Consider the following 19297-nt stretch of genomic DNA (forward strand, 5'->3'; position numbering starts at 1 on the left):
CTGGACTACAAGAACGTGAAGCCGGACTACGTCAAGGCCTGGTGGAACGTCGCGAACTGGGCGGACGCCGCTTCGCGCTTCGAGCGTGCGCGCACCCGGACCGTGGGCCTCATCGTCCCCTGACCGCTGCGGTTCAGCGGGAGCGGCGCCAGGCCTCCAGGGCCTCGCGCTGCTCCTGCAGAGCCTGCCTGCCGCCGGCGGTGAGCGTCGTGCGCATCGACGCGTCGATCGTGACCAGGCCGCCCGAGCGGTCCAGCACGGTCAGGACCTGACCGAGCCGGGCCGGGTTCCCCGTGGGGCGCCCGACGCGGACGCTCTCGACCTGCGAGCGTTCCAGCCGGCGGGTGGAGAGGACGTTGTGGACGGTCAGCGTGGACCCCGACGTCGTGGCCCGGGCCCGCACCGAGCGGAGCACGAGGGCCTCGCCGACGAGGAACATCACGACGATCACCGCGACCCCGCCGGGCTGCCCCCCGCGGACGGCCTGGACCGCGAACGTCGACAGCAGGGCGAACCAGACGACGCCGAACAACCCCAGGTAGAGGCGCCAGCCGAGGGGCACGCGCAGGTGGACGGGGTGCGGGGAGGACGTCACGGGGGACATCTCAGCACGTCAGGCTAGGCTTCCCCGCCCTCGGAGTGGCACGCTCACTCGTGTGGACACGTTGACGACGGACCGCATCGCCGGCCTCGCCGTGCGCCGGACGGGAACCGGCGAACCAGTGCTCGCCCTGCACGGGTCGGGCGGCGGGTTACACACCTTCGCCCCGCTCGCCCGGGCACTGCCCGACTTCGAGGTGTGGCGCTGCGCGCGGCGCGGGTACCCACCGAGTCCCGACGCGCGGGGCACCCGCACCTTCGTCCAGGAGGTGCACGACGTCCACGACCTGCTGGCCACGATCCGCGCGGTCACCGAGTCCGACGTCCACCTCGTCGGGGTCGGCTACGGCGCGAGCCTCGCCCTGCACACGGCCCTGGCGGAACCCGCGGGGATCCGCTCGCTGACGGTGATCGAGCCGCCGCTGCTGCTGGTCGGTCCGCACCTGCCGGGGGTCCTCACCCGCTACCGCGGCCTCGTCGCCGACCGCGACTTCCGCGCCGCCGCCGACCTGTTCGCCCGGGAGGTCAGCCTGACCCCGGAACCCGTCCTGGCCGCGTTGTCGACGCTGGCCGACCCGGACCCGGTGGCCGCCGCCCGCGAGGCCGTGGGCTGGACCCACGACCTCGAGGCCCTGGCCGCCGACGAGGTCGACACCACCCGCTGGTCGGTGCTGGCCGACCTCGACCTGCCGATCCTGCTGGCCCAGGGGGAGCGGAGCCGTCCCCCGCTGCCCGCCGGGATGGACGCGCTCGCGGCGGCCCTCCCGCACGCCCGTCGGGTCGTGTGGGAGGACCGGTCGTCCGTCACCGGTGGAGTCGCCGGTGCCCCGGAACTCGTCGCCGCGAGCCTGCGGGAGTTCTTCCGGGTCCTGCCTCAGTCGTCCTGATGGGCGCGCATCCGGGCCAGGAAGGTCCGGGTGCGTTCCTCCTTCGGGTTCCCGATGACCTCGGCCGGGGTGCCGCGTTCCACCACGACCCCGCCGTCCATGAAGACGACCTGGTCGGCGACGTCGCGGGCGAACGTGACCTCGTGGGTCACGACGACCATCGTGGTCCCGTCGGCGGCGAGTTCCCGCATCACCTGGAGGACCTCGCCGACGAGTTCCGGGTCCAGCGCGGAGGTCGGCTCGTCGAAGAGCATGAGCTTCGGCTGCATCGCCAGCGCCCGGGCGATGGCGACCCGCTGCTGCTGCCCCCCGGAGAGCTGCGAGGGGTAGTTCTGCGCCCGGTCGGCCAGGCCGACCCGTTCCAGCAGGACGTCGGCGCGTTCGTGGGCCTGCTTGCGGCTCAGACCCCGGACCCTGATGGGGGCCTCGACGACGTTCTCCAGCGCGGTCAGGTGCGGGAAGAGGTTGAACCGCTGGAACACCATGCCGATGTCGCGGCGCTGGGCGGCGATCCGCTTGTCGGTCAGCCGGTGCAGCCGGCCGTTGCGCTCCTCCAGGCCGACGAGGTCGCCGTCGACCCAGATCCGGCCACCGTCGATGCGTTCCAGGGAGTTGATGCAGCGCAGCAAGGTCGTCTTGCCCGAACCCGACGGCCCGAGCAGGCAGACGACCTCACCGGAGTTCACCTCGAGGTCGATGCCCTTGAGGACCTCGACGTGGCCGAACGCCTTCGAGACGTTCAGCGCCCTGACGAGCGGGGTCACCAGGGGGGTGCTCACTTCGCACCCCCCGGGCCCAGCGAGACGCCCGCGGCGGCCGGGCGACGGCGGGGCTGGCCGCCGTAGCCGCGACCGAACCGGCGTTCCAGGAAGTACTGGCCGACCATGAGGATGGACGTCGCGATGAGGTAGTACAGGACGGCCGCCATGTTGCCCGCCATCACCTGGTAGGTCTGGTTCTTGATCTGGCCGACCCGGAAGAACAGTTCGGCCTGCACGGGGATCGCCGCGAGCAGCGAGGTGTCCTTGAGCATGGCGATGACCTCGTTGCCCGTGGGCGGCACGATGACGCGCATCGCCTGCGGGAGCACGATGCGCCGCATCGAGAGCCGCTTCGACATCCCCAGTGCCGCGGCCGCCTCGTGCTGGCCCTCGTCGACGCTGAGCAGCCCGGCCCGGGCGATCTCGGCCATGTAGGCGGCCTCGGACAACCCGAGGCCGACGATGCCGCCGAACACGCCACCGAACAGGGCGTACAGGGTCGTCTGGCTCACGGTCAGCAGCCGCAGGTCCGGGGTCCCGAACCACTGCGTCAGCAGGAAGTCGAAGGGGAACCCGATCGAGAGCCCCGTCGCGAACAGCGCGCCGATGCCGCCGGTGATCGAGAGCAGCACGTAGCGCGGGATGGCCCGGTAGAACCAGGTGAACGCCCACGCGACGCCGGAGAGGACCTTGTTGTCGGACAGTCGCAGGACCGCGAGGAGGACCCCGCCGAGGATCCCGATGACCATCGCGACGACCGTGGTGAACAGCGTCCCCACCAGGAAACCGCGGATGACGATGTTCTGGTTCATCACCTGGAGGGTGAAGGGCCAGTCGAAGTTCTCGTTCGTCGCCAGCAGGTGCACCAGCATGAGCGCCAGCACGGCGATGACGGCGAGCGCGACCCAGCGCCAGGGGTGCCGGACTTCGACGGCGTCGATCCGTCCGGGGCGTTCCTCGGAGGAGTTCGTGCTCACGACACGGAGGGGTTGACCGGGAACTCCGTCACCGCACCCGAGGCGCCGCCCCAGTTGTCCAGCGCGGCCTCGTAGCTGCCGTCGGCGGCGATCGCGGTGAGGGCCTTCGAGATCGCGTCGGCCTCGGAGGTCTGCTCCTTCGGGGTGACGATGCCGTAGGGCGCGGCGTCGTAGATGTCCCCGGCGAGTTCCAGCTTGTCGCCGGTCTGCTTGACGGCGTACGCCGAGATCGGGGAGTCGGCGAGCATCGCGGCCGCGCGACCCTGGACGACGGCGGTCGTCGCGTCCTCCTGGGAGTCGAAGGACAGGACGGTGATGGTGGGCTTGCCCGCGTCGGTGCAGGCCTTGGTGCGGACCGGCAGGTCGTCGTCGGACTGGGTGGTGTTCGACTGCACCGCGACGGTCTTGCCGCAGGCGTTGGCGGGGTCGATGCCGTCCGGGTTGCCCTTGGCCACGACCCACTGGGTTCCGGCGTTGTAGTACTGGACCATGTTCACCTGGGCGAGGCGGTCGGCGTTGATGGTGAACGACGAGATGGCGATGTCGTAGCGGTTGCTGGTGACGCCCGTGATGAGGGAGTCGAAGCTCGCGTTGGAGTACTCCACCTTGACGCCCAGCTTGGCGGCCACGGCGTTGAGGACGTCGATGTCCATGCCCTTGACCGTGTCGCCGTCGAGGAACTCGTTCGGCGCGTACTCGGCGTTGGTGCCGACCCGCAGCGTCCCGGAGTCCTGCACCGACTGCGGCAGCATCGCCTTCAGCGCGGCGTCGGCGCTGCCGGTCGCGCTGGCGGCCGCGGAGCTGGTGGTGGAGGAGGAGGAGTCGCTGGGCGAGAGCGAGTCCGACCCGCAGCCGGTCGCGGTCAGACCGAGGACGGCCAGGGCGCCGAGGGCCCCCAGGAACGGGCGGCGGGCGGTGGGACGAACGGGCACGGGAAACCTCCGTTGGCGGGTGTCGAGCGGACACAGTGTGGACCACGTGGCCGGAGGACGAAGCACCGTGTCCGGTGCCGCGCCCGTTCGTAACGCACTTGTCACACGGCGCGCAACGACCGGGTGAGCGTCCGGCGCAGGCGCGGCAGGCCCTGGCTGCGCCCGGCGTGGTCCACCTCGACCCCGGCGGGGCCGTCGGGGTCGAGCACGACGGTCATCACACCGTTGTCGAACCACGGCCCGTGCTCGACGTCCCAGCGCACGTCGGGCTCGCGCACCCCGGCCAGCAGGGCCAGCCCGCGGATGAACCCGCGGACGGGCGCGCGGTCGAGGATCCGGTTGGCGACCTTCATCCCGCGTTCCAGCGGGTTGCGGAACGGCGACATCACCAGCTGGTGGATCGCGGTGCGTCCCGCGTCCACCCCGGGGACGTGGACCTGCGCGGTGTAGCTGCAGTGCACGTCGCCGGAGAGCAGCAGGACGCTCGCGGGGGGCTGCTCGCGCCGGCCCACCTCGCCCAGCAGCGTCACCAGCTCGACGAACGAGCGGTGGAAGGCGGCCCAGTGCTCCAGGTCGGCGGCCTGGCGCAGCTTCTCGCCCCACGCCGCGGCCCGGGCGCCCCAGCGGCCGTCGGCGACGGCCGCGTCGAACGTCTCGGCGTGGTGGATCCCGTGCAGCAGGAACGCGGGCAGCGTGGTGGCCAGCAGCAGGTGCTGCAGCGGCTCCTCGCGGTCCACGCCGAGGGCCTGGGCGCGCACCCACTCCCACTCCTGGGCGTCGGTGATGTGGCGGTCGTCCGGGTCGAGGCGGCGCGCGCAGCGGGAGTCGATGGCCACCAGGCGGGTCGCGCCGAGGTCGCGCGAGAAGCTCCAGCGCGCGCTGGCGGGGTCCGCGTCGGCGGTCGCGGCGAACTCGTCGAGGACCGCGTCGCGTTCGGTGTCGCCCTCGATGTCGCGCAGCACCCGCCAGAGCCGGTCCTGCGCGAGGTCCTTCGGGGAGAGGTTGCCGAGGTGCTGGTAGATCCAGTAGCTCGCGAACGCGCCCTTGACCCGGTCCTCCCACCACGGCCGCTCGCTGACCTGACGACGCCACACGTCGGAGGTGTTCCAGTCGTCACGCAGGTCGTGGTCGTCGAGCAGCATGCAGGTCGGGACCGTCGAGAGCAGCCAGCGGACCGCCTCCGGGCCCCAGGTCTCGTGGTAGAGCCAGGTGTACTCCTCGAAGTCCCCGATCTCGTCGCGGACCTCGCGCGCCCCCTCGGGGCGGCCCTCGTTGCGCTCGCGCAGCCGGTCGACGATCCCGGGGTTGGGGTCGTCGGCGTAGACCTGGTCACCGACGAAGAGCAGCAGGTCCGGGCGCGGAGTCTCGGGCTGGTCGACCATCCGCCGGGCCAGCGCGGAGAGCGCGTCGACCCCGACGAGGGCCGTGGACTCCTCCCCGTCGTCCCCGGCGCGGCGGCACGACCCGAAGGCGAGGCGCAGTTCGTCCCCGGGCGCGGGGGTGCTGATCCACGACGCGGGCCACGAGGACCCCACGAGCGGCCAGACGCCCACGTCGTCGACGCTGACCGTGTAGGGCAGCGACTGGCCCGTCGGCAGCCCGTCGACCACGACGAGGGCGAAGTGGTGTCCGTGCAGGCTCAGCGTCCGGTCCCCGCCCCGCACGGTGGAGCCGTCGGGCAGGGTGACGTCGACGGTGACGGACCCGGGGGAGTCGACCTCCACCCAGACCGTGGCTCCCGTCGCATCGACGTGGCGCAGGATCGGTCCGAGCAGGAGTTGGGGCACCGGGCAATCTTGGACCATGCCGAGAGGTCCGCGACTCGTACGCCGTGTCCACCGTCGCCCGGATGCCGAGGTCGACGGCACTGCGTGGCCGGACTCGATACCCGCTGTGACACAACTGCTCACCGAGGGTCTGGACCTGCCCGCCGGGGTGACGTTCCTCGTCGGGGAGAACGGGGCGGGGAAGTCGACGCTGGTCGAGGGGATCGCCGAGGCCCTCGAGGTCCACGCCGAGGGCGGGTTGCGCCGCCACGCCCCCGGTCGGGCGGAGGCCGCCGTGGACGCCTCGAGCCTCGGGTCCCGGCTGGAGGTCGTGCGCGGCGTCGCGAAGGCCCGGGAGGTGTTCTTCCTCCGCGCGGAGACGATGCACCGCTTCTACAGCTTCCTGCGCGACGCCGGGTCGCCGGCCCACTCGAACCTGCACGAGATGAGCCACGGGGAGTCGTTCCTCGACGTCGTCGGCGCCCCCTGGATGCGTCCGGTCGGGATGCTGCTGCTCGACGAACCCGAGTCGGCGTTGTCGTTCCGGAACTCCCTCGTCCTGGGCGCCTCGTTCGCGCAGATGGCGGCGGAGGGCAAGCAGGTGCTCTGCGCGACGCACTCACCGGTGCTGACGGCCCTGCCCGGCGCCCGCATCCTGCAGGTCGACGAGCAGGGCCTCACCCGCGTCGACTGGGAGGACCTGGCGATCGTGAAGGACTGGCGCTTCTTCCTCGATGCGCCGCAGCGCTACTGGCGCCGGGTCCTGTGAGTCGACGCGTAAGCCGTCACGGCTGCGGGACGCCCAGCCAGTCGTACCACCCGCTGTGCAGCACCAGCCACGCCAGCAGCCCGTAGCCGGCCTGGCCCGGGTGGATCCCGTCGGAGGCGGCGAGGTCGGCGTACCAGTCCTCGTGCTCGGCGAGCGGGGAGAAGGTGTCGACGTAGGAGATCCGGCGGCGCGCGCAGACGTCGGCGAAGGCGTCGGCGAGGTCACCGATGCGTTCGTTGCGCTCCGCGTCGGAGACCGGCGTCGGGCCGACGACGAGGGTCGGCAGACCGCGGGCCTCGCACTCGTCGAGGACGTTGGCCAGGTTGAGGCGGCTGCGGGCCAGCGTCGTCCCGGCGTCGAGGTCGGCGTGGCCGAGGCCGACGACGAGGCGGTGCTCGTCGCCGCCGACGAAGCGGCGCGAGGTCTCCTCGCGCCAGCGGTTGTTCAGGTCCGTCGTCGTCTCGCCCGGCACGCCGAGCGGGAAGAGGGTGATGTCGCGGTCGTCGCGCGGGGTGCGGGCCGACACGCGGCCGACCCAGCCGAGGGCGCGGGGGTCGCCCACACCGGTGACGAACTCGTCGCCGACGAGGCACACCCGCACGTCGTAGCGGCCGTTCACTTCAGGTCCTCGCTCACGCGGGTGGTGCTCCTCATCAGGGGGTCGTGCCACGAATGACTGGCGGGGCAGGCCGAGGATAGTCGCTGCCGGGGACCCCGCTGCGCTCGCCGGGCACCACGCGCGGAACCCCGCCACCCACGAGGGGTGACGGGGTTCGCCGCGGACGCCGCGATCAGCGGTTGAACGCCTCTTCGACGATCTGGCGCTGCTCGGCCTGGTGGCGCTTGGCCGAACCGGCGGCCGGAGAGGCGGAGGCGGGACGCGAGACGAGACGGAGCTTCGCGTTCAGCGACGGGAAGAGACCCATCGCGACGTGCCACCAACCGCCCTGGTTCGCCGGTTCCTCCTGCACCCAGACCGCTTCCGCGTTCGGGTACTGCCCGAGGACGCGGACGGCCTCGTCGACCGGGAGCGGCGCGAGCTGTTCGAGGCGGACGATCGCCGTCGTCGTGTCCTGGCGCGCGGTGCGCTCGGCGAGGAGGTCCCAGTAGACCTTCCCCGAGCACATCAGCACCCGGGTCACCTCGGCCGGGTCCAGCCCGCCCTGGTCGTCGATGACCTCCTGGAAGGTCCCCGAGGTGAAGTCCTCCACGGAGGACTGCGCGGCCTTCAGCCGGAGCATCGACTTCGGGGTGAAGACGACCAGCGGGCGGCGCGGACGGGCGTAGGCCTGACGGCGCAGCAGGTGGAAGTGGCTCGCCGGGGTCGAGGGGACCGCGACGGTCATGTTGTCCTCGGCGCACATCTGCAGGAACCGCTCGATGCGACCCGAGGAGTGGTCCGGGCCCTGGCCCTCGTAGCCGTGCGGCAGCAGCAGCACGACGGAGGAGTGCTGGCCCCACTTCTGCTGGCCCGCGACGATGAACTCGTCGATGACCGTCTGCGCGCCGTTGAAGAAGTCGCCGAACTGCGCCTCCCACAGGACGAGCGCGTCGGGACGTTCGACCGAGTAGCCGTACTCGAAGCCCATCGCGGCGTACTCGGACAGCAGCGAGTCGTAGATCCAAAACTTGCCCTGCTCCTGGCCCTCGCGGCCCAGGTAGAGCAGCGGGGTCCACTCGTCGCCCGTGACGCGGTCGGTGAGGACGGCGTGGCGCGAGACGAACGTGCCACGGCGGGAGTCCTGGCCGGCGAGGCGGACGGGGGTGCCCTCCATGAGCAGCGACCCGAAGGCGAGCAGCTCGCCCCAGCCCCAGTCGATCCCGCCGTCGGTGGACATCTGCTCGCGCTTGTCGAGCAGCTGCCGCAGCTTGGGGTGGACGGTGAACCCCTCGGGCGGGTTCGACTGCACCTGACCGATGTGCTTGAGCACCGCCGCGTCCACCGCCGTCGGGTGGGTCCGGGCGGGGGTCCGCGCGTCGGCCTCCTGCGCGGCCGGCTTCTCCAGCCCGCCGCGGCTGTCGCCGTCGACGGGACCGGACTTGGACTCCTTGGTCTCGGCGAAGGCGCGCTCGAGCTGGGCGGAGTAGTCGCGCAGCGCCTCCTCGGCGTCCTCGACGGAGATGTCGCCGCGGCCGATGAGCTGCTCGGTGTAGCCCTTGCGGACGCTGCGCTTCTTCTCGATGAGGTTGTACATCAGCGGCTGCGTCATCGAGGGGTCGTCGCCCTCGTTGTGACCGCGGCGGCGGTAGCAGACCATGTCGATGACGACGTCCTTCTCGAACGTCTGGCGGAACTCGAAGGCCAGCTGCGCCACCCGGACGCAGGCCTCCGGGTCGTCGCCGTTCACATGGAAGATCGGCGCCTGGATCATCCGGCCGACGTCGGTGCAGTACACCGAGGACCGCGAGGACGCGGGGGCGGTGGTGAACCCGACCTGGTTGTTGATGACGACGTGGACGGAACCACCGGTGCGGTAGCCGCGCAGCTGGGAGAGGTTCAGCGTCTCGGCGACGACACCCTGACCGGCGAACGCCGCGTCACCGTGGATGAGGACCGGCAGGACGGGGAAGGTCTTGCCCGCCATGTTGATCCGGTCCTGCTTGGCGCGCGCGACGCCCTCGAGCACCGGGTCGACGGCCTCGAGGTGGGAGGGGTTCGCGGCGACGTAGACCTTCGTCTGTTCGCCGTCCTCGCCCGTGAAGGTGCCTTCGGTGCCCAGGTGGTACTTCACGTCCCCGGAACCCTGGACGGTGCGCGGGTCCTGCATGCCCTCGAACTCGCGGAACACCTGCGAGTAGCTCTTGCCGGCGATGTTGGTCAGCACGTTGAGGCGACCGCGGTGGGCCATCCCGAGGCAGACCTCGTCCATGCCGTTCGTCGCCGCGCGGGACAGCAGCGCGTCCAGCAGCGCGATGACGGACTCGCCGCCCTCGAGGGAGAACCGCTTCTGCCCCACGTACTTCGTCTGCAGGAACGTCTCGAACGCCTCGGCCGCGTTGAGGCGGCGCAGGATCCGCAGCTGCTCCGCCGCCGACGGCTTCGCGTAGGGACGTTCCACCCGGTCCTGGATCCACTTGCGCTGGTCCGGTTCCTGGATGTGCATGTACTCGATGCCGACGGTGCGGCAGTAGGAGTCGCGCAGCACCCCGAGGACGTCGCGCAGCTTCATGTGCGCCTTGCCGCCGAAACCCCCGGTGGGGAACTCGCGGTCGAGGTCCCACAGCGTCAGGCCGTGGGTCTCGATCTCGAGGTCGGGGTGGATGCGCTGCTCGTAGGACAGCGGGTCGGTGTCGGCCATGAGGTGACCGCGCACCCGGTAGGCGTGGATCAGCTCGACGAGACGGGCCGTCTTGTTGATCTGGTCGTCGTGGCTGATCGAGATGTCCGGCGTCCAGCGGATCGGCTGGTAGGGGATGTGCAGCGCCTGGAAGACGCGGTCGTAGAACCCGTCCTCGCCCAGCAGCTTCGCGTGCACGATCCGCAGGAACTCACCCGAGCCGGCGCCCTGGATGATGCGGTGGTCGTAGGTCGAGGTCAGCGTGATGACCTTGCTGACCGCGAGGCGGGTCAGGGTCTCCTCGCTGGCGCCCTGGTACTCCGCGGGGTACTCCATCGCTCCGACGCCGATGATCGCGCCCTGGCCCTTCACCAGGCGCGGGACGGAGTGGACCGTCCCGATCGTGCCCGGGTTCGTGAGGCTGATCGTCGTGCCGGCGAAGTCGTCCGCGGTGAGCTTGCCGCCGCGCGCGCGGCGCACGACGTCCTCGTAGGCGGTCCAGAACTCCGAGAAGTTCTTGCCGCCGGAGTCCTTCACCGCGGGCACCATCAGCTGCCGCGTGCCGTCGGGCTTCGGGAGGTCGATGGCGATCCCGAGGTTCACCTGGGCCGGCTGCAGCACAGCTGGTTTGCCCTTGGCGTCCGTCGTGTAGGCCGCGTTCATCGACGGCATCGTCGCCAGCGCCTCGACGACGGCGAACCCGATGAGGTGGGTGAAGGAGACCTTCCCGCCCCGGGCGCGCTTGAGGTGGTTGTTGATGACGATGCGGTTGTCGACCAGCAGCTTCGCCGGGATCGCGCGCACGCTCGTCGCGGTGGGGACCTCGAGGGAGTCCTCCATGTTGCTCACCACGCGCGCGGCGGGGCCGCGCAGCGGGGTCACCGTGTCGGTGCGGGGGGCTGCGGGTGCGTTGTCCGTGACGGACACGTCCTTGGTCACGACCTTCGGTTCGGTCTTCGTCGGCTGCGGGGCCGGCTCCACGACCGCCTGCTCGACCGCCTTCTCGGCGGCTTTCGGTGCGGGCGCCGGCTCGGGGGTCTTCACGGCGGGGGCCTTCGTCGCGGGATCCGTCGCGGCGGGGGACTGCGAGGTCTTCGCGGGAGCGCTCACCGCGGGGGTCGTGCTCGTGGCGCCGTTCGCGTGCCCGTTGCTCGTGCCGTTCGCGCCGGCCGGGGCGGCCTGGGTGGTGCCTGCGGGGCTGTCCGCGGGGGAGTAGTCCGCGAAGAACTCCCACCACGCCTCGTCGACGGAGAACTTGTCGGCCAGGTACTGCTCGTACAGCTCGTCGACGAGCCACTCGTTCGGGCCGAACGTCGCTGCGATCTTGTCCTCGTGGTGCGAGGGCTGTGGAGGCACGGCGTTGTCGCCTTCTTCCTCAAGGTTGTCATCCGACTGCGGGCGCTGCTCCACCCTATCCCCGTGTGGTATGCGCCCGCCGCCCGCCCTCAGCTCGACGCTGCGGCTTTGGTCACACCCGGTGAAGCATTGGTCACCCTGGGCAGGTTGACGTCGATCCGGCACCCGCCCCCCTCCGGGGTCGGCGCCACCCGGATCGTCCCGCCGTGCAACTGCACGGCCCAGCGCGCGATGGCCAGCCCGAGTCCCGTCCCGCCGTCGGTGCGCGCGCTCCCGCGCTGGAACCGCTCGAACACCCGCTCGCGGTCGGCGTCCGGGATCCCCGGCCCCTGGTCCTGCACGCTGATCCGCACCACCTGCCCCGCGTCACCCACCGGGTGCGCCGAGACGAACACCTTGCCGCCGGGCGGGGAGTGGCGCGACGCGTTGTCCAGCAGGTTCGCCACCACCTGGTGCAACCGCGCCGAGTCGACGTAGACGTCCAGCCCCCGCGGCTCGACGTCCAGGACGAACTGCACGTCGCGGCCCGTCATCGACATCGCCCGCGTCGCCTGACCCAGGAACGGCTCCAGAGCCAGGTCCTCGCGGTCCAGCGACACCGCCCCCGCGTCCAGGCGGGACAGGTCCAGGAGCTGCTCCACCAGCCGGCCCAGGCGCTCGGTCTGGGCCAGTGCCGTGTTCAACGTCTCGTGGTCCGGCTCCGAGACCCCGTCCACGAGGTTCTCCATCACCGCGTGCAGCGCCGACACCGGCGTCCGCAGCTCGTGGCTCACGTTCGCGACGAGCTCCCGGCGCTCGCGGTCGACGGCCTCGAGGTCCTCGGCCATCCGGTTGAACGCGTCGGCGAGTTCGCCGACCTCGTCGTTGGAGGTGGAGCGGACCCGTCGGGAGTAGTCACCCCCGGCCATCGCGCGGGCCGCGGCCGTCATGTCGCGCAGGGGGGACGTCATGCCCCGCGCCAGCACCTGGGTGAAGACGAGGGTCACGACGATGGCGATGGGCAGGGTGTAGCGGGGCCCGATGTGGATCTCCACCAGCCGCAGCCCGCCCCACACCAGCAGGGCGGCCACCGTCACCGAGGCCCCCACCAGCACGGCCAGCTTCGTCTTGATCGAGTGGACCGGGTCGAGCGGACGCACGTCCGGCCACGGCCGGCGCGTCGCCGTCCGGGCCGCACCGGCGCGGGCGTCGTGCGCCGCGCCGGTGATCGGGATCGGACCGGTGAGGCCGGTGCCCTGCAGGGGTTCGGGCGTCCGGGAGCTCACGAGGTCTCCTGACCGCCGGTGGGCTCGAAGGCGTAGCCGACACCGTGGACGGTGCGGACGAGGTCGGCGCCCAGCTTGCGGCGCAACGCCTTCACGTGGCTGTCCACGGTCCGGGTGCCCGAGGCGTCGGCCCAGTCCCACACCTCCTCGAGCAGCTTCTCGCGGGTCAGGACCGTGCGCGGGGACTCCGCCAGGCAGACCAGCAGGTCGAACTCCGTCGGCGTCAGGTGCACCTCCGCGCCCGCGCGGCGGACCCGGCGCTGCGCGCGGTCGATCTCCAGCTCGCCGTCGGAGACGGGGAAGCGCATGGCCTCCGCCGAGGGGGCGGGGGCGCCGACGAGGGCGCGGGCCCGTTCCACCCGGCGGACCAGGCCGTTCACGCGGGCCACGAGCTCGCGCATCGAGAACGGCTTCGTCATGTAGTCGTCGGCCCCGACGCCGAGGCCGACGAGCTTGTCCGTCTCGTCGTCGCGGGCCGTGAGCATCAGCACCGGCACCGGACGGGCGGCCTGCACGCGGCGGCAGACCTCGAGCCCGTCGAAACCGGGGAGCATCACGTCGAGCACGACGACGTCGGGGTTCACCCGCTCGCACAGCTCGACGCCGCTGGGGCCGTCCCCGGCGGTCTCGACGGTGTAGCCCTCCGCGCGCAGGCGGCGCGCGACGGCGTCGGCGATGGTGGGCTCGTCCTCGACGACGACGGCCGTCCGCGGCGGCTGCTGGCCCTGCCCGCCCTGGGGTGCGGACGTGGTTCCGATGCTCATACCGCTCAGGGTAGGACGGCCGGGCGCTGCCGAACCCGGACGCGGCCCGGACGCCCGCTGTGTGCACGAGGCCTGCACAGGCTCTCCGCGAGGGAGGGGTCGGCCTAGGCTGTGCCCGTGCACTTCCTCGACGGCTCCCGGCCCGAGCACGACCTCACCTACAGCGACGTCTTCCTCGCCCCGTCGCGGTCCACCGTGACCTCCCGGCTCGACGTCGACCTCGCCACCGGTGACGGGACCGGGACGACGATCCCCGTCGTCGTCGCCAACATGACCGCCGTGTCCGGGCGCCGGATGGCCGAGACGATCGCCCGCCGCGGCGGGATGGCCGTCCTGCCGCAGGACCTGCCCCTCGACGTCGTCGCCGAGGTCGTCGCCTGGGTCAAGGGCCGCCACCCCGTCTTCGAGACCCCCGTCGTGCTGCACGAGCACGACACCGTCGCCGACGCGCTGAACCTGCTGCCCAAGCGCTCCCACGGCGCCGCCGTCGTGCTCGACGCCGACCGGCACGTGCTGGGTGTCGTCACCCCCGCGGACTGCGCCGACGTCGACCGCTTCACCCAGGTCGGCACGGTCATGAGCACGAAACCGGTGAGCATCGAGGCCGCGGTGGCCGAGGCCGACCTCGAGGCCGCCTTCGCCACGCTGCACGACTCCCGCCGCAGGTTCGCCCCCGTCGTGCGCGACGGGGTCCTCGTCGGGGCCCTCACCCGGACCGGCGCGCTGCGCTCCACCGTCTACACCCCGGCCCTCGACGCCCACGGCCGGTTGCGGATCGCCGCCGCCGTCGGCATCAACGGCGACGTCGCGGCCACCGCGAAGGCCTTGCTGGACACCGGGATCGACACCATCGTGGTCGACACCGCGCACGGCCACCAGGAGAAGATGCTCGAGGCGCTGCGCGCCGTCCGCGGCCTCGACCCGCAGGTCCCCGTCGTCGCGGGCAACGTCGTCACCGCCCAGGGCGTCCGCGACCTGCTGGAGGCCGGCGCGGACATCGTGAAGGTCGGCGTCGGCCCCGGCGCGATGTGCACGACCCGGATGATGACCGGCGTCGGACGCCCCCAGTTCTCCGCCGTCCTCGAGTGCGCCGCCGCGGCGCGCGAGCTCGGCGGGCACGTCTGGGCCGACGGCGGGGTCCGGCACCCGCGCGACGTCGCGCTCGCCCTCGCCGCCGGGGCCAGCCAGGTCATGGTCGGCTCCTGGTTCGCCGGGACCCACGAGAGCCCCGGCGACCTCGCCCACGACGCCGCCGGCCGGGCCTACAAGGAGAGCTTCGGGATGGCCTCGGCCCGCGCGGTCGCCGCCCGCACCCGGGCCGACACCCCGTTCCAGCGTGCCCGCAAGGGACTCTTCGAGGAGGGCATCTCCTCCTCGCGCATGCACCTGGACCCCGCCCGCCCCGGCGTCGAGGACCTCCTCGACCAGATCACCTCCGGCGTGCGGTCCTCCTTCACCTACGTCGGCGCGCGCTCGGTCGCCGAGTTCGCCGAACGCGCCGTCGTCGGGATCCAGTCCTCCGCCGGGTACGACGAGGGTCGTCCGCTGCCTGCGGGGTGGTGACCTCCCCGTGATGCTCGAAGGCGTGCGGCGGGCGGACGGTTCGCCCGTCGACGTCGTCACCTCCGGCACCGGACCGGGTCTCGTCCTCGTGCACGGCGTCCGCGGGTCGGCCGACTACGCGAAGCTCGCCGACCGCCTCGGCGCCCGGTTCACCGTGCACCGCTACGACCGCGAGGCCGTCGGCCGCGCCGGGGAGCGCTACGCCGTCGCCGACGACGTCGCCCTGCTCGGATCGTTGCTGACCCGCACCGGAGCGAGGCTCGTCCTCGGCCACGGCCTCGGCGGTCTCGTCGCCCTGCTCGCCACGGCCGGGCTGCTGGAGCGCAGCATCGACCGCGTCGCCGTCTACGACGCCGTCCTGCCCATCGACGGGTCGGTTCCCGAGGAAGCCCTCGAGCAGGCCGCCCGTGCGCTCGCGACCGGTTCCCCCGACCTCGCCCTGGCCCACCTGGACCGCCACCTGCGGTCCTCCTCGCAGGCCGTGCGGTCGGAGCGGGTGCAGCGACTGCTCGGCGGGGTGCTGGCCCGGACCGAGTGGGGACGCTCCACCGCGGCCCGGCTGCCGCAGGTCCTCGCCGAGACCCGCGCCGGGCTGCAGTTCGACGGCCCCGCCGACGTCTACGCCGGTCTGCCCGCCCGCGCCCTGCTGCTCTTCGGGGAGAGGAGCCCCGAGCACTTCGGCACTGCGGCGCTCGCGATGGCCGAGGCCGTCCCGACCGCGACCGCGCTCGTCGCGGGCGGCTGCGGCCACGACTCCCTGCTGCGCGCCGCGCGGCGCTGCGTCGCGCCGATCGAGACGTTCCTGCTGGGGGACACCCTCTTCTGAGGGTTGCTGCGGTGACCGGGCGAGGCTGCCGTCACCGTCGTCCGGCACCTCGTCGTCAGCCCTCGGTCGTCAGCCCTCGCCCGGGCGGTGGAACCTCAGAACCAGTGCTTGCGGCCCGCGATCTCACGCCCGGCCGCGCCCAGGATGGCCAGGACCGCGCCGATGACGAGCAGGACGACCCCGATGGTGGTGAGGATCGAGATCTTGGCGAGCAGACCGACGATGAGAAGGACGATGCCCAGGATGATCATGTGGTGCCTCCAGGTGGGGGATGAGCCTTGATCAGACCGCGTGGGCGCCGGATCGGCGAACTGAGACGCCGTACGGACGTCTCTGAGCGCTTGATTCACCCCATCGCCCGGAACTGCGACGCGGGGTGATCGCCCGAGCACGGAGATGTGCGACGGCTACCGCCGCGAGCGCGCGGGGCCCGCCGGCCGGAGGATGACTCCGGTGTCCCCGGTGAAGGAGTTCCCTGTGAGCCCGACCCCGTCCCCCTCGGTGATCGTCTTCGACGTCAACGAGACGCTCTCCGACCTCGCGCCGCTGGCCGAGCGGTTCCTCGCGGTGGGCGCTCCCGCGCACCGGGCCCCGCTCTGGTTCGCCACCGTGCTGCGCGACGGGTTCGCCCTGAGCGCGGTGGGGGACGCGCGTCCCTTCGCGCAGCTGGGCGCCGAGGCGTTGCGGACCCTGCTGCACGACGTCGACCTCTGGGAGGACCCGGCCGCGGGTCTGGACGGCAGTCTGGAGAGCGCGGTCGAGCACGTGCTGGACGGGATGGGCCGACTGCCCCTGCACCCCGACGTCGTCGACGGTGTCCGGGGTCTGCGGGCGGACGGCCACCGGCTCTTCACCCTGAGCAACGGCTCGGTCCGGGTGGGGGAGCAGTTGCTGACGGCGGCCGGCGTGCGGGAGGAGTTCGAGGCCGTGCTGTCGGTGGAGGACGTCGGGGTGTGGAAGCCGGCGCCCGCCGCGTACGAGCACGTCCTGCGCGTCAGCGGGGCCCGGGCGGAGGAGTCGCTGCTCGTCGCCGTGCACCTGTGGGACGTGGACGGGGCGGCGCGGGCGGGGCTGGGCACCGCCTGGATCGACCGCCGCGGCACCCCGTACCCGGCGTCGTTCGCCTCCCCCCGGGTGCACGCGAGGGGTCTGGTGGACCTGCGGGCCCGGCTCGCCGCCGGGGAGCGGTGAGTCACCCGGCGGTCGACGACACCTCGGCAGCCGCCGGCGGGCGGGTGGTGGACCCGTCGCGGTGGGTCAGGTACCGCGCGGCGAAGTCCGCGGCGGGGACGGGGCGGGAGAAGAGGTAGCCCTGGGCGTAGCGGATGCCGAGCGCGAGGAGCTCGTCGCGCTCCGCGGTGGTCTCCACGCCTTCGGCGATGACCTGCAGCCCGAGGTGGCCGGCCATGGCGGTGACGGCCGCCACGATCTCGGAGCGCTCCAGCACGTCGCCCTGCGGTGGTGTCCCGGTCGCGTCGGCGTCCGGCCGGGGGGAGGCGCTGACGAGCGACCGGTCGAGCTTGAGGACCTGGATCGGAAAGCGGCGCAGGTAGTCCAGCGAGGTGTAGCCCGTGCCGTAGTCGTCGAGGAGGACGAGGATCCCGGCGTCGCGCAGTGCGCGCAGCGAGGTGGCGGCGGGACCGGCACCGGCGACCTCGTCCTGCTCGGTGATCTCGAGGCGCACCGAGCTGGTGGGCACCCCGGCGTCGGCCAGCACCGCCAGGACGCTGGTCGCCAGAGCGGGGTCGTCCAGGCTCGCACCGGTCATGTTCACGCTGACCGGCAGGACGGGGCGGCCCTCGTCCTGCCACCGGCGCAGGTGGTGGACGGTGGCGCGCAGGACCGCGGTGTCGAGCTGGGTGTCGAGGTCGTTGCTCCCGACCAACCCCAGGAAGGCGTCGGGGGCGAGCAGACCGAGCACCGGGTGGCGCCACCGGATCAGCGCCTCCGCGCTGACGGCGTCGCCGCTGAGCAGGTCGACGACCGGTTGGAAGTGGACCTCGAGGTGACCGACGTCGGGGTCCTGCGCCAGCAGCTGGCGGACGTCGTTGCTCAGGGCGTAGCGGGCGCTGACCTCGGCCCGCATGTCGGGGTGGAAGGTGGCGGCCCGTCCACCACCGGCGGTCTTGGCGGCGTACATGGCGATGTCGGCGTGGGTGAGCAGCTCGGCGAGGTCGGCGGTGGCGGGGAGCGCCCCGGTGGTCCCCGTCGTGGCGAGACCGATGCTCACCCCGACCCGGATCTGCAGGGCTCCCACGACGAGCGGGGCGCGCAGGGCGTGCAGGAGCCGGTCCGCGACGGCGTCCAGGTGAGCAGGTGCGGTGAGGACGACGAACTCGTCGCCACCGAGACGGGCGGGGACGCCGTCGCCCGCGGTGGCGGCCAGCAACCGGTCGCGCACGGCGAGGAGGAGCAGGTCGCCGACGTCGTGGCCGTGGGTGTCGTTGACCTGCTTGAACTCGTCGACGTCGAGCAGCAGCAGGCCGACCGGTGTGCTCCGCTGCTGGTGCGCCCGGGCCAGCCCACGGCGGTTCGCGAGGTCGGTCAGGGGGTCGCGTTCGGCGAGGTGCTCGGTGGCCCTCAGCACGCGGGCCGCGCGCACCAGGCACAGGCCCGCCACGAGGGCGCCGGTCACCGGGATGACCCAGGGCGGCAGCCCACGCGTCGCGCCGCCCCCACCGCCGTGGTGCGCGGTGGTGATCCAGGCGAGGGCGGCGGGGGCCAGGACCAGCGGGAGCAGGCCCAGCAGAGCGGTGGAGGCGGACCGGCGGCGGGTGAAGGTGGCGGGATCGAAGACCGCCCGCATGCTCGGGTGCGTCGCGGCGCACGCCGGCGCCAGCACCGCGAGGGTTCCCAGCAGCCCCTGCGCGCTGCCGGCCTCCGCCAGCCGGCTGTTCTCCACCGCGGTGGAGAGGTCGTAGGTCAGGGAGAGCAACCCCCCGGCGAGCAGCAGGTGCGAGGCCGGGGCCAGGCCGGTGCTCGAGACGACGAACTTCACCAGGGCACCCAGCAGGACGATGTCCACGCCGGCCACCAGGACGAAGTACGGGGTCATCGTGCCGAGCGTGGCGAGCTGGGCGGCGACGGTGACCAGCACGGCCACCACGACGACGACGTCGAGCGCAGCGCCCGGACTGCTCGCGCCCGCGCGGCCGCGGTGGCGGGCGGCCAGCTGCGCCATGTGGGCGACGACGACGACGCCGAGGACCTGACCCGTCCCCATGCAGACCAGGACCAGGGGGTGGTGCCGGCCGAGCACCTCCCCGGCCGTGAAACCCCCGGCCCAGGCGGTCAGCATCGCGGCGACGACCGTCCAGGGCCAGGCGCCCCGGTGGTGCCGGTGGCGACCTCGCAGGACCAGCAGGGGAGCGGTCCAGACGGCCACGAGCATCACGGGTGTGCGCAGTTGCGGCACGATCAGCGCCGCCAGGCAGACCGCCGCCACGACCAGCAGCAGGAGCCGGGTCGTCCGATCCGCAGGCTGGCTCGCGTCACCGATCACGGTGGATCGTCGGCCGCCGGAGCAGGGTGCTGAAGCGTTTCGAGCGTGTCG

At 72.6% G+C, this 19297-nt stretch carries 17 protein-coding genes; 6 read left to right on the top strand and 11 right to left on the bottom strand.

Going from position 1 to position 19297, the window contains the following annotated elements; genetic code table 11:
- Window positions 1-123, top strand: a 123-nt coding sequence (locus ACFQ46_RS13240; RefSeq protein WP_380259995.1) for a Fe-Mn family superoxide dismutase, incomplete at its 5' end; no start/stop codon positions are given.
- Window positions 124-133: 10 nt separating this feature from the next.
- On the opposite strand, the gene ACFQ46_RS13245 is transcribed toward ACFQ46_RS13240, so the two are convergent.
- Entirely contained in the window at window positions 134-604 is a 471-nt protein-coding gene (locus tag ACFQ46_RS13245) for a hypothetical protein (RefSeq protein WP_380259898.1), read from the bottom strand.
- Between the two features lie 52 nt (window positions 605-656).
- Between ACFQ46_RS13245 and ACFQ46_RS13250 the strand changes: the two genes are divergently transcribed.
- On the top strand, window positions 657-1487 hold the full coding sequence (locus ACFQ46_RS13250) for an alpha/beta fold hydrolase (protein WP_380259899.1): 831 nt from the start codon (window positions 657-659) through the stop codon (window positions 1485-1487).
- Here ACFQ46_RS13250 and ACFQ46_RS13255 read toward each other — a convergent pair.
- The 4 genes from ACFQ46_RS13255 to ACFQ46_RS13270 form a co-directional block, all read right to left on the bottom strand.
- Window positions 1475-2266: an amino acid ABC transporter ATP-binding protein gene (locus tag ACFQ46_RS13255; protein ID WP_380259900.1), complete on the bottom strand. Its 792-nt coding sequence runs from the start codon at window positions 2264-2266 to the stop codon at window positions 1475-1477. The two genes, ACFQ46_RS13250 and ACFQ46_RS13255, sit on opposite strands and share 13 nt — an antisense overlap.
- Window positions 2263-3225, bottom strand: coding sequence for an amino acid ABC transporter permease (locus ACFQ46_RS13260; RefSeq protein ID WP_380259901.1), 963 nt, complete (start codon window positions 3223-3225; stop codon window positions 2263-2265). Before ACFQ46_RS13260 ends, ACFQ46_RS13255 begins: the two co-directional genes overlap by 4 nt.
- Window positions 3222-4157: an ABC transporter substrate-binding protein gene (locus ACFQ46_RS13265; protein ID WP_380259902.1), complete on the bottom strand. Its 936-nt coding sequence runs from the start codon at window positions 4155-4157 to the stop codon at window positions 3222-3224. The genes ACFQ46_RS13260 and ACFQ46_RS13265 overlap by 4 nt, the downstream gene beginning before the upstream one ends.
- Before the next feature lie 101 nt (window positions 4158-4258).
- Window positions 4259-5944, bottom strand: a complete 1686-nt coding sequence (locus tag ACFQ46_RS13270; protein WP_380259903.1) for an alkaline phosphatase D family protein — start codon at window positions 5942-5944, stop codon at window positions 4259-4261.
- A 106-nt stretch (window positions 5945-6050) separates the two neighbouring features.
- Between ACFQ46_RS13270 and ACFQ46_RS13275 the strand changes: the two genes are divergently transcribed.
- Complete coding sequence (locus tag ACFQ46_RS13275) at window positions 6051-6692, top strand: ATP-binding cassette domain-containing protein (protein WP_380259904.1); 642 nt, start codon at window positions 6051-6053, stop codon at window positions 6690-6692.
- 16 nt (window positions 6693-6708) lie between these two features.
- Here the strand turns inward: ACFQ46_RS13275 and ACFQ46_RS13280 are convergent, their stop codons facing one another.
- From ACFQ46_RS13280 to ACFQ46_RS13295, 4 genes are all read right to left on the bottom strand, one after another.
- On the bottom strand, window positions 6709-7311 hold the full coding sequence (locus ACFQ46_RS13280) for a GDSL-type esterase/lipase family protein (RefSeq protein ID WP_328292287.1): 603 nt from the start codon (window positions 7309-7311) through the stop codon (window positions 6709-6711).
- 172 nt (window positions 7312-7483) lie between these two features.
- Window positions 7484-11326 (bottom strand): multifunctional oxoglutarate decarboxylase/oxoglutarate dehydrogenase thiamine pyrophosphate-binding subunit/dihydrolipoyllysine-residue succinyltransferase subunit, encoded by a 3843-nt coding sequence (locus ACFQ46_RS13285; protein WP_380259905.1) that lies wholly within the window; start codon window positions 11324-11326, stop codon window positions 7484-7486.
- A gap of 89 nt (window positions 11327-11415) precedes the next feature.
- Complete coding sequence (locus ACFQ46_RS13290) at window positions 11416-12465, bottom strand: sensor histidine kinase (protein WP_380259996.1); 1050 nt, start codon at window positions 12463-12465, stop codon at window positions 11416-11418.
- Window positions 12466-12587: 122 nt separating this feature from the next.
- Complete coding sequence (locus ACFQ46_RS13295) at window positions 12588-13355, bottom strand: response regulator transcription factor (RefSeq protein ID WP_380259906.1); 768 nt, start codon at window positions 13353-13355, stop codon at window positions 12588-12590.
- 117 nt (window positions 13356-13472) lie between these two features.
- Between ACFQ46_RS13295 and ACFQ46_RS13300 the strand changes: the two genes are divergently transcribed.
- Together ACFQ46_RS13300 and ACFQ46_RS13305 are read left to right on the top strand one after the other, a co-directional pair.
- The gene (locus ACFQ46_RS13300) at window positions 13473-14918 is read left to right on the top strand and encodes a GuaB1 family IMP dehydrogenase-related protein (protein WP_380259907.1); all 1446 of its coding nucleotides are present in this window, start codon (window positions 13473-13475) and stop codon (window positions 14916-14918) included.
- A gap of 10 nt (window positions 14919-14928) precedes the next feature.
- A complete protein-coding gene (locus ACFQ46_RS13305) occupies window positions 14929-15744 on the top strand; it encodes an alpha/beta fold hydrolase (protein WP_380259997.1) in 816 nt (271 codons plus the stop codon).
- Between the two features lie 95 nt (window positions 15745-15839).
- On the opposite strand, the gene ACFQ46_RS13310 is transcribed toward ACFQ46_RS13305, so the two are convergent.
- Window positions 15840-15995, bottom strand: a complete 156-nt coding sequence (locus tag ACFQ46_RS13310; RefSeq protein ID WP_328292282.1) for a hypothetical protein — start codon at window positions 15993-15995, stop codon at window positions 15840-15842.
- A gap of 226 nt (window positions 15996-16221) precedes the next feature.
- Between ACFQ46_RS13310 and ACFQ46_RS13315 the strand changes: the two genes are divergently transcribed.
- Complete coding sequence (locus ACFQ46_RS13315; protein ID WP_380259908.1) at window positions 16222-16935, top strand: haloacid dehalogenase type II; 714 nt, start codon at window positions 16222-16224, stop codon at window positions 16933-16935.
- A 1-nt stretch (window position 16936) separates the two neighbouring features.
- Here ACFQ46_RS13315 and ACFQ46_RS13320 read toward each other — a convergent pair whose 3' ends face one another.
- Window positions 16937-19246 carry a putative bifunctional diguanylate cyclase/phosphodiesterase gene (locus tag ACFQ46_RS13320; protein WP_380259909.1) on the bottom strand — a complete coding sequence of 770 codons (2310 nt, stop codon included), beginning with the start codon at window positions 19244-19246 and terminating at the stop codon, window positions 16937-16939.
- Between the last annotated feature and the right edge of the window lie 51 nt (window positions 19247-19297).

The sequence above is a fragment of the Kineococcus sp. GCM10028916 genome, from assembly GCF_042674865.1.
Taxonomy (GTDB): Bacteria; Actinomycetota; Actinomycetes; order Actinomycetales; family Kineococcaceae; genus Kineococcus.

What these genes read in the sequence shown, in the direction of transcription:
- ACFQ46_RS13245 (WP_380259898.1), bottom strand. Translation starts at nt 604, where the DNA reads ATGTCCCCCGTGACGTCCTCCCCGCACCCCGTCCACCTGCGCGTGCCC.
- ACFQ46_RS13295 (WP_380259906.1), bottom strand. Translation starts at nt 13,355, where the DNA reads ATGAGCATCGGAACCACGTCCGCACCCCAGGGCGGGCAGGGCCAGCAG.
- ACFQ46_RS13305 (WP_380259997.1), top strand. Translation starts at nt 14,929, where the DNA reads ATGCTCGAAGGCGTGCGGCGGGCGGACGGTTCGCCCGTCGACGTCGTC.
- ACFQ46_RS13310 (WP_328292282.1), bottom strand. Translation starts at nt 15,995, where the DNA reads ATGATCATCCTGGGCATCGTCCTTCTCATCGTCGGTCTGCTCGCCAAG.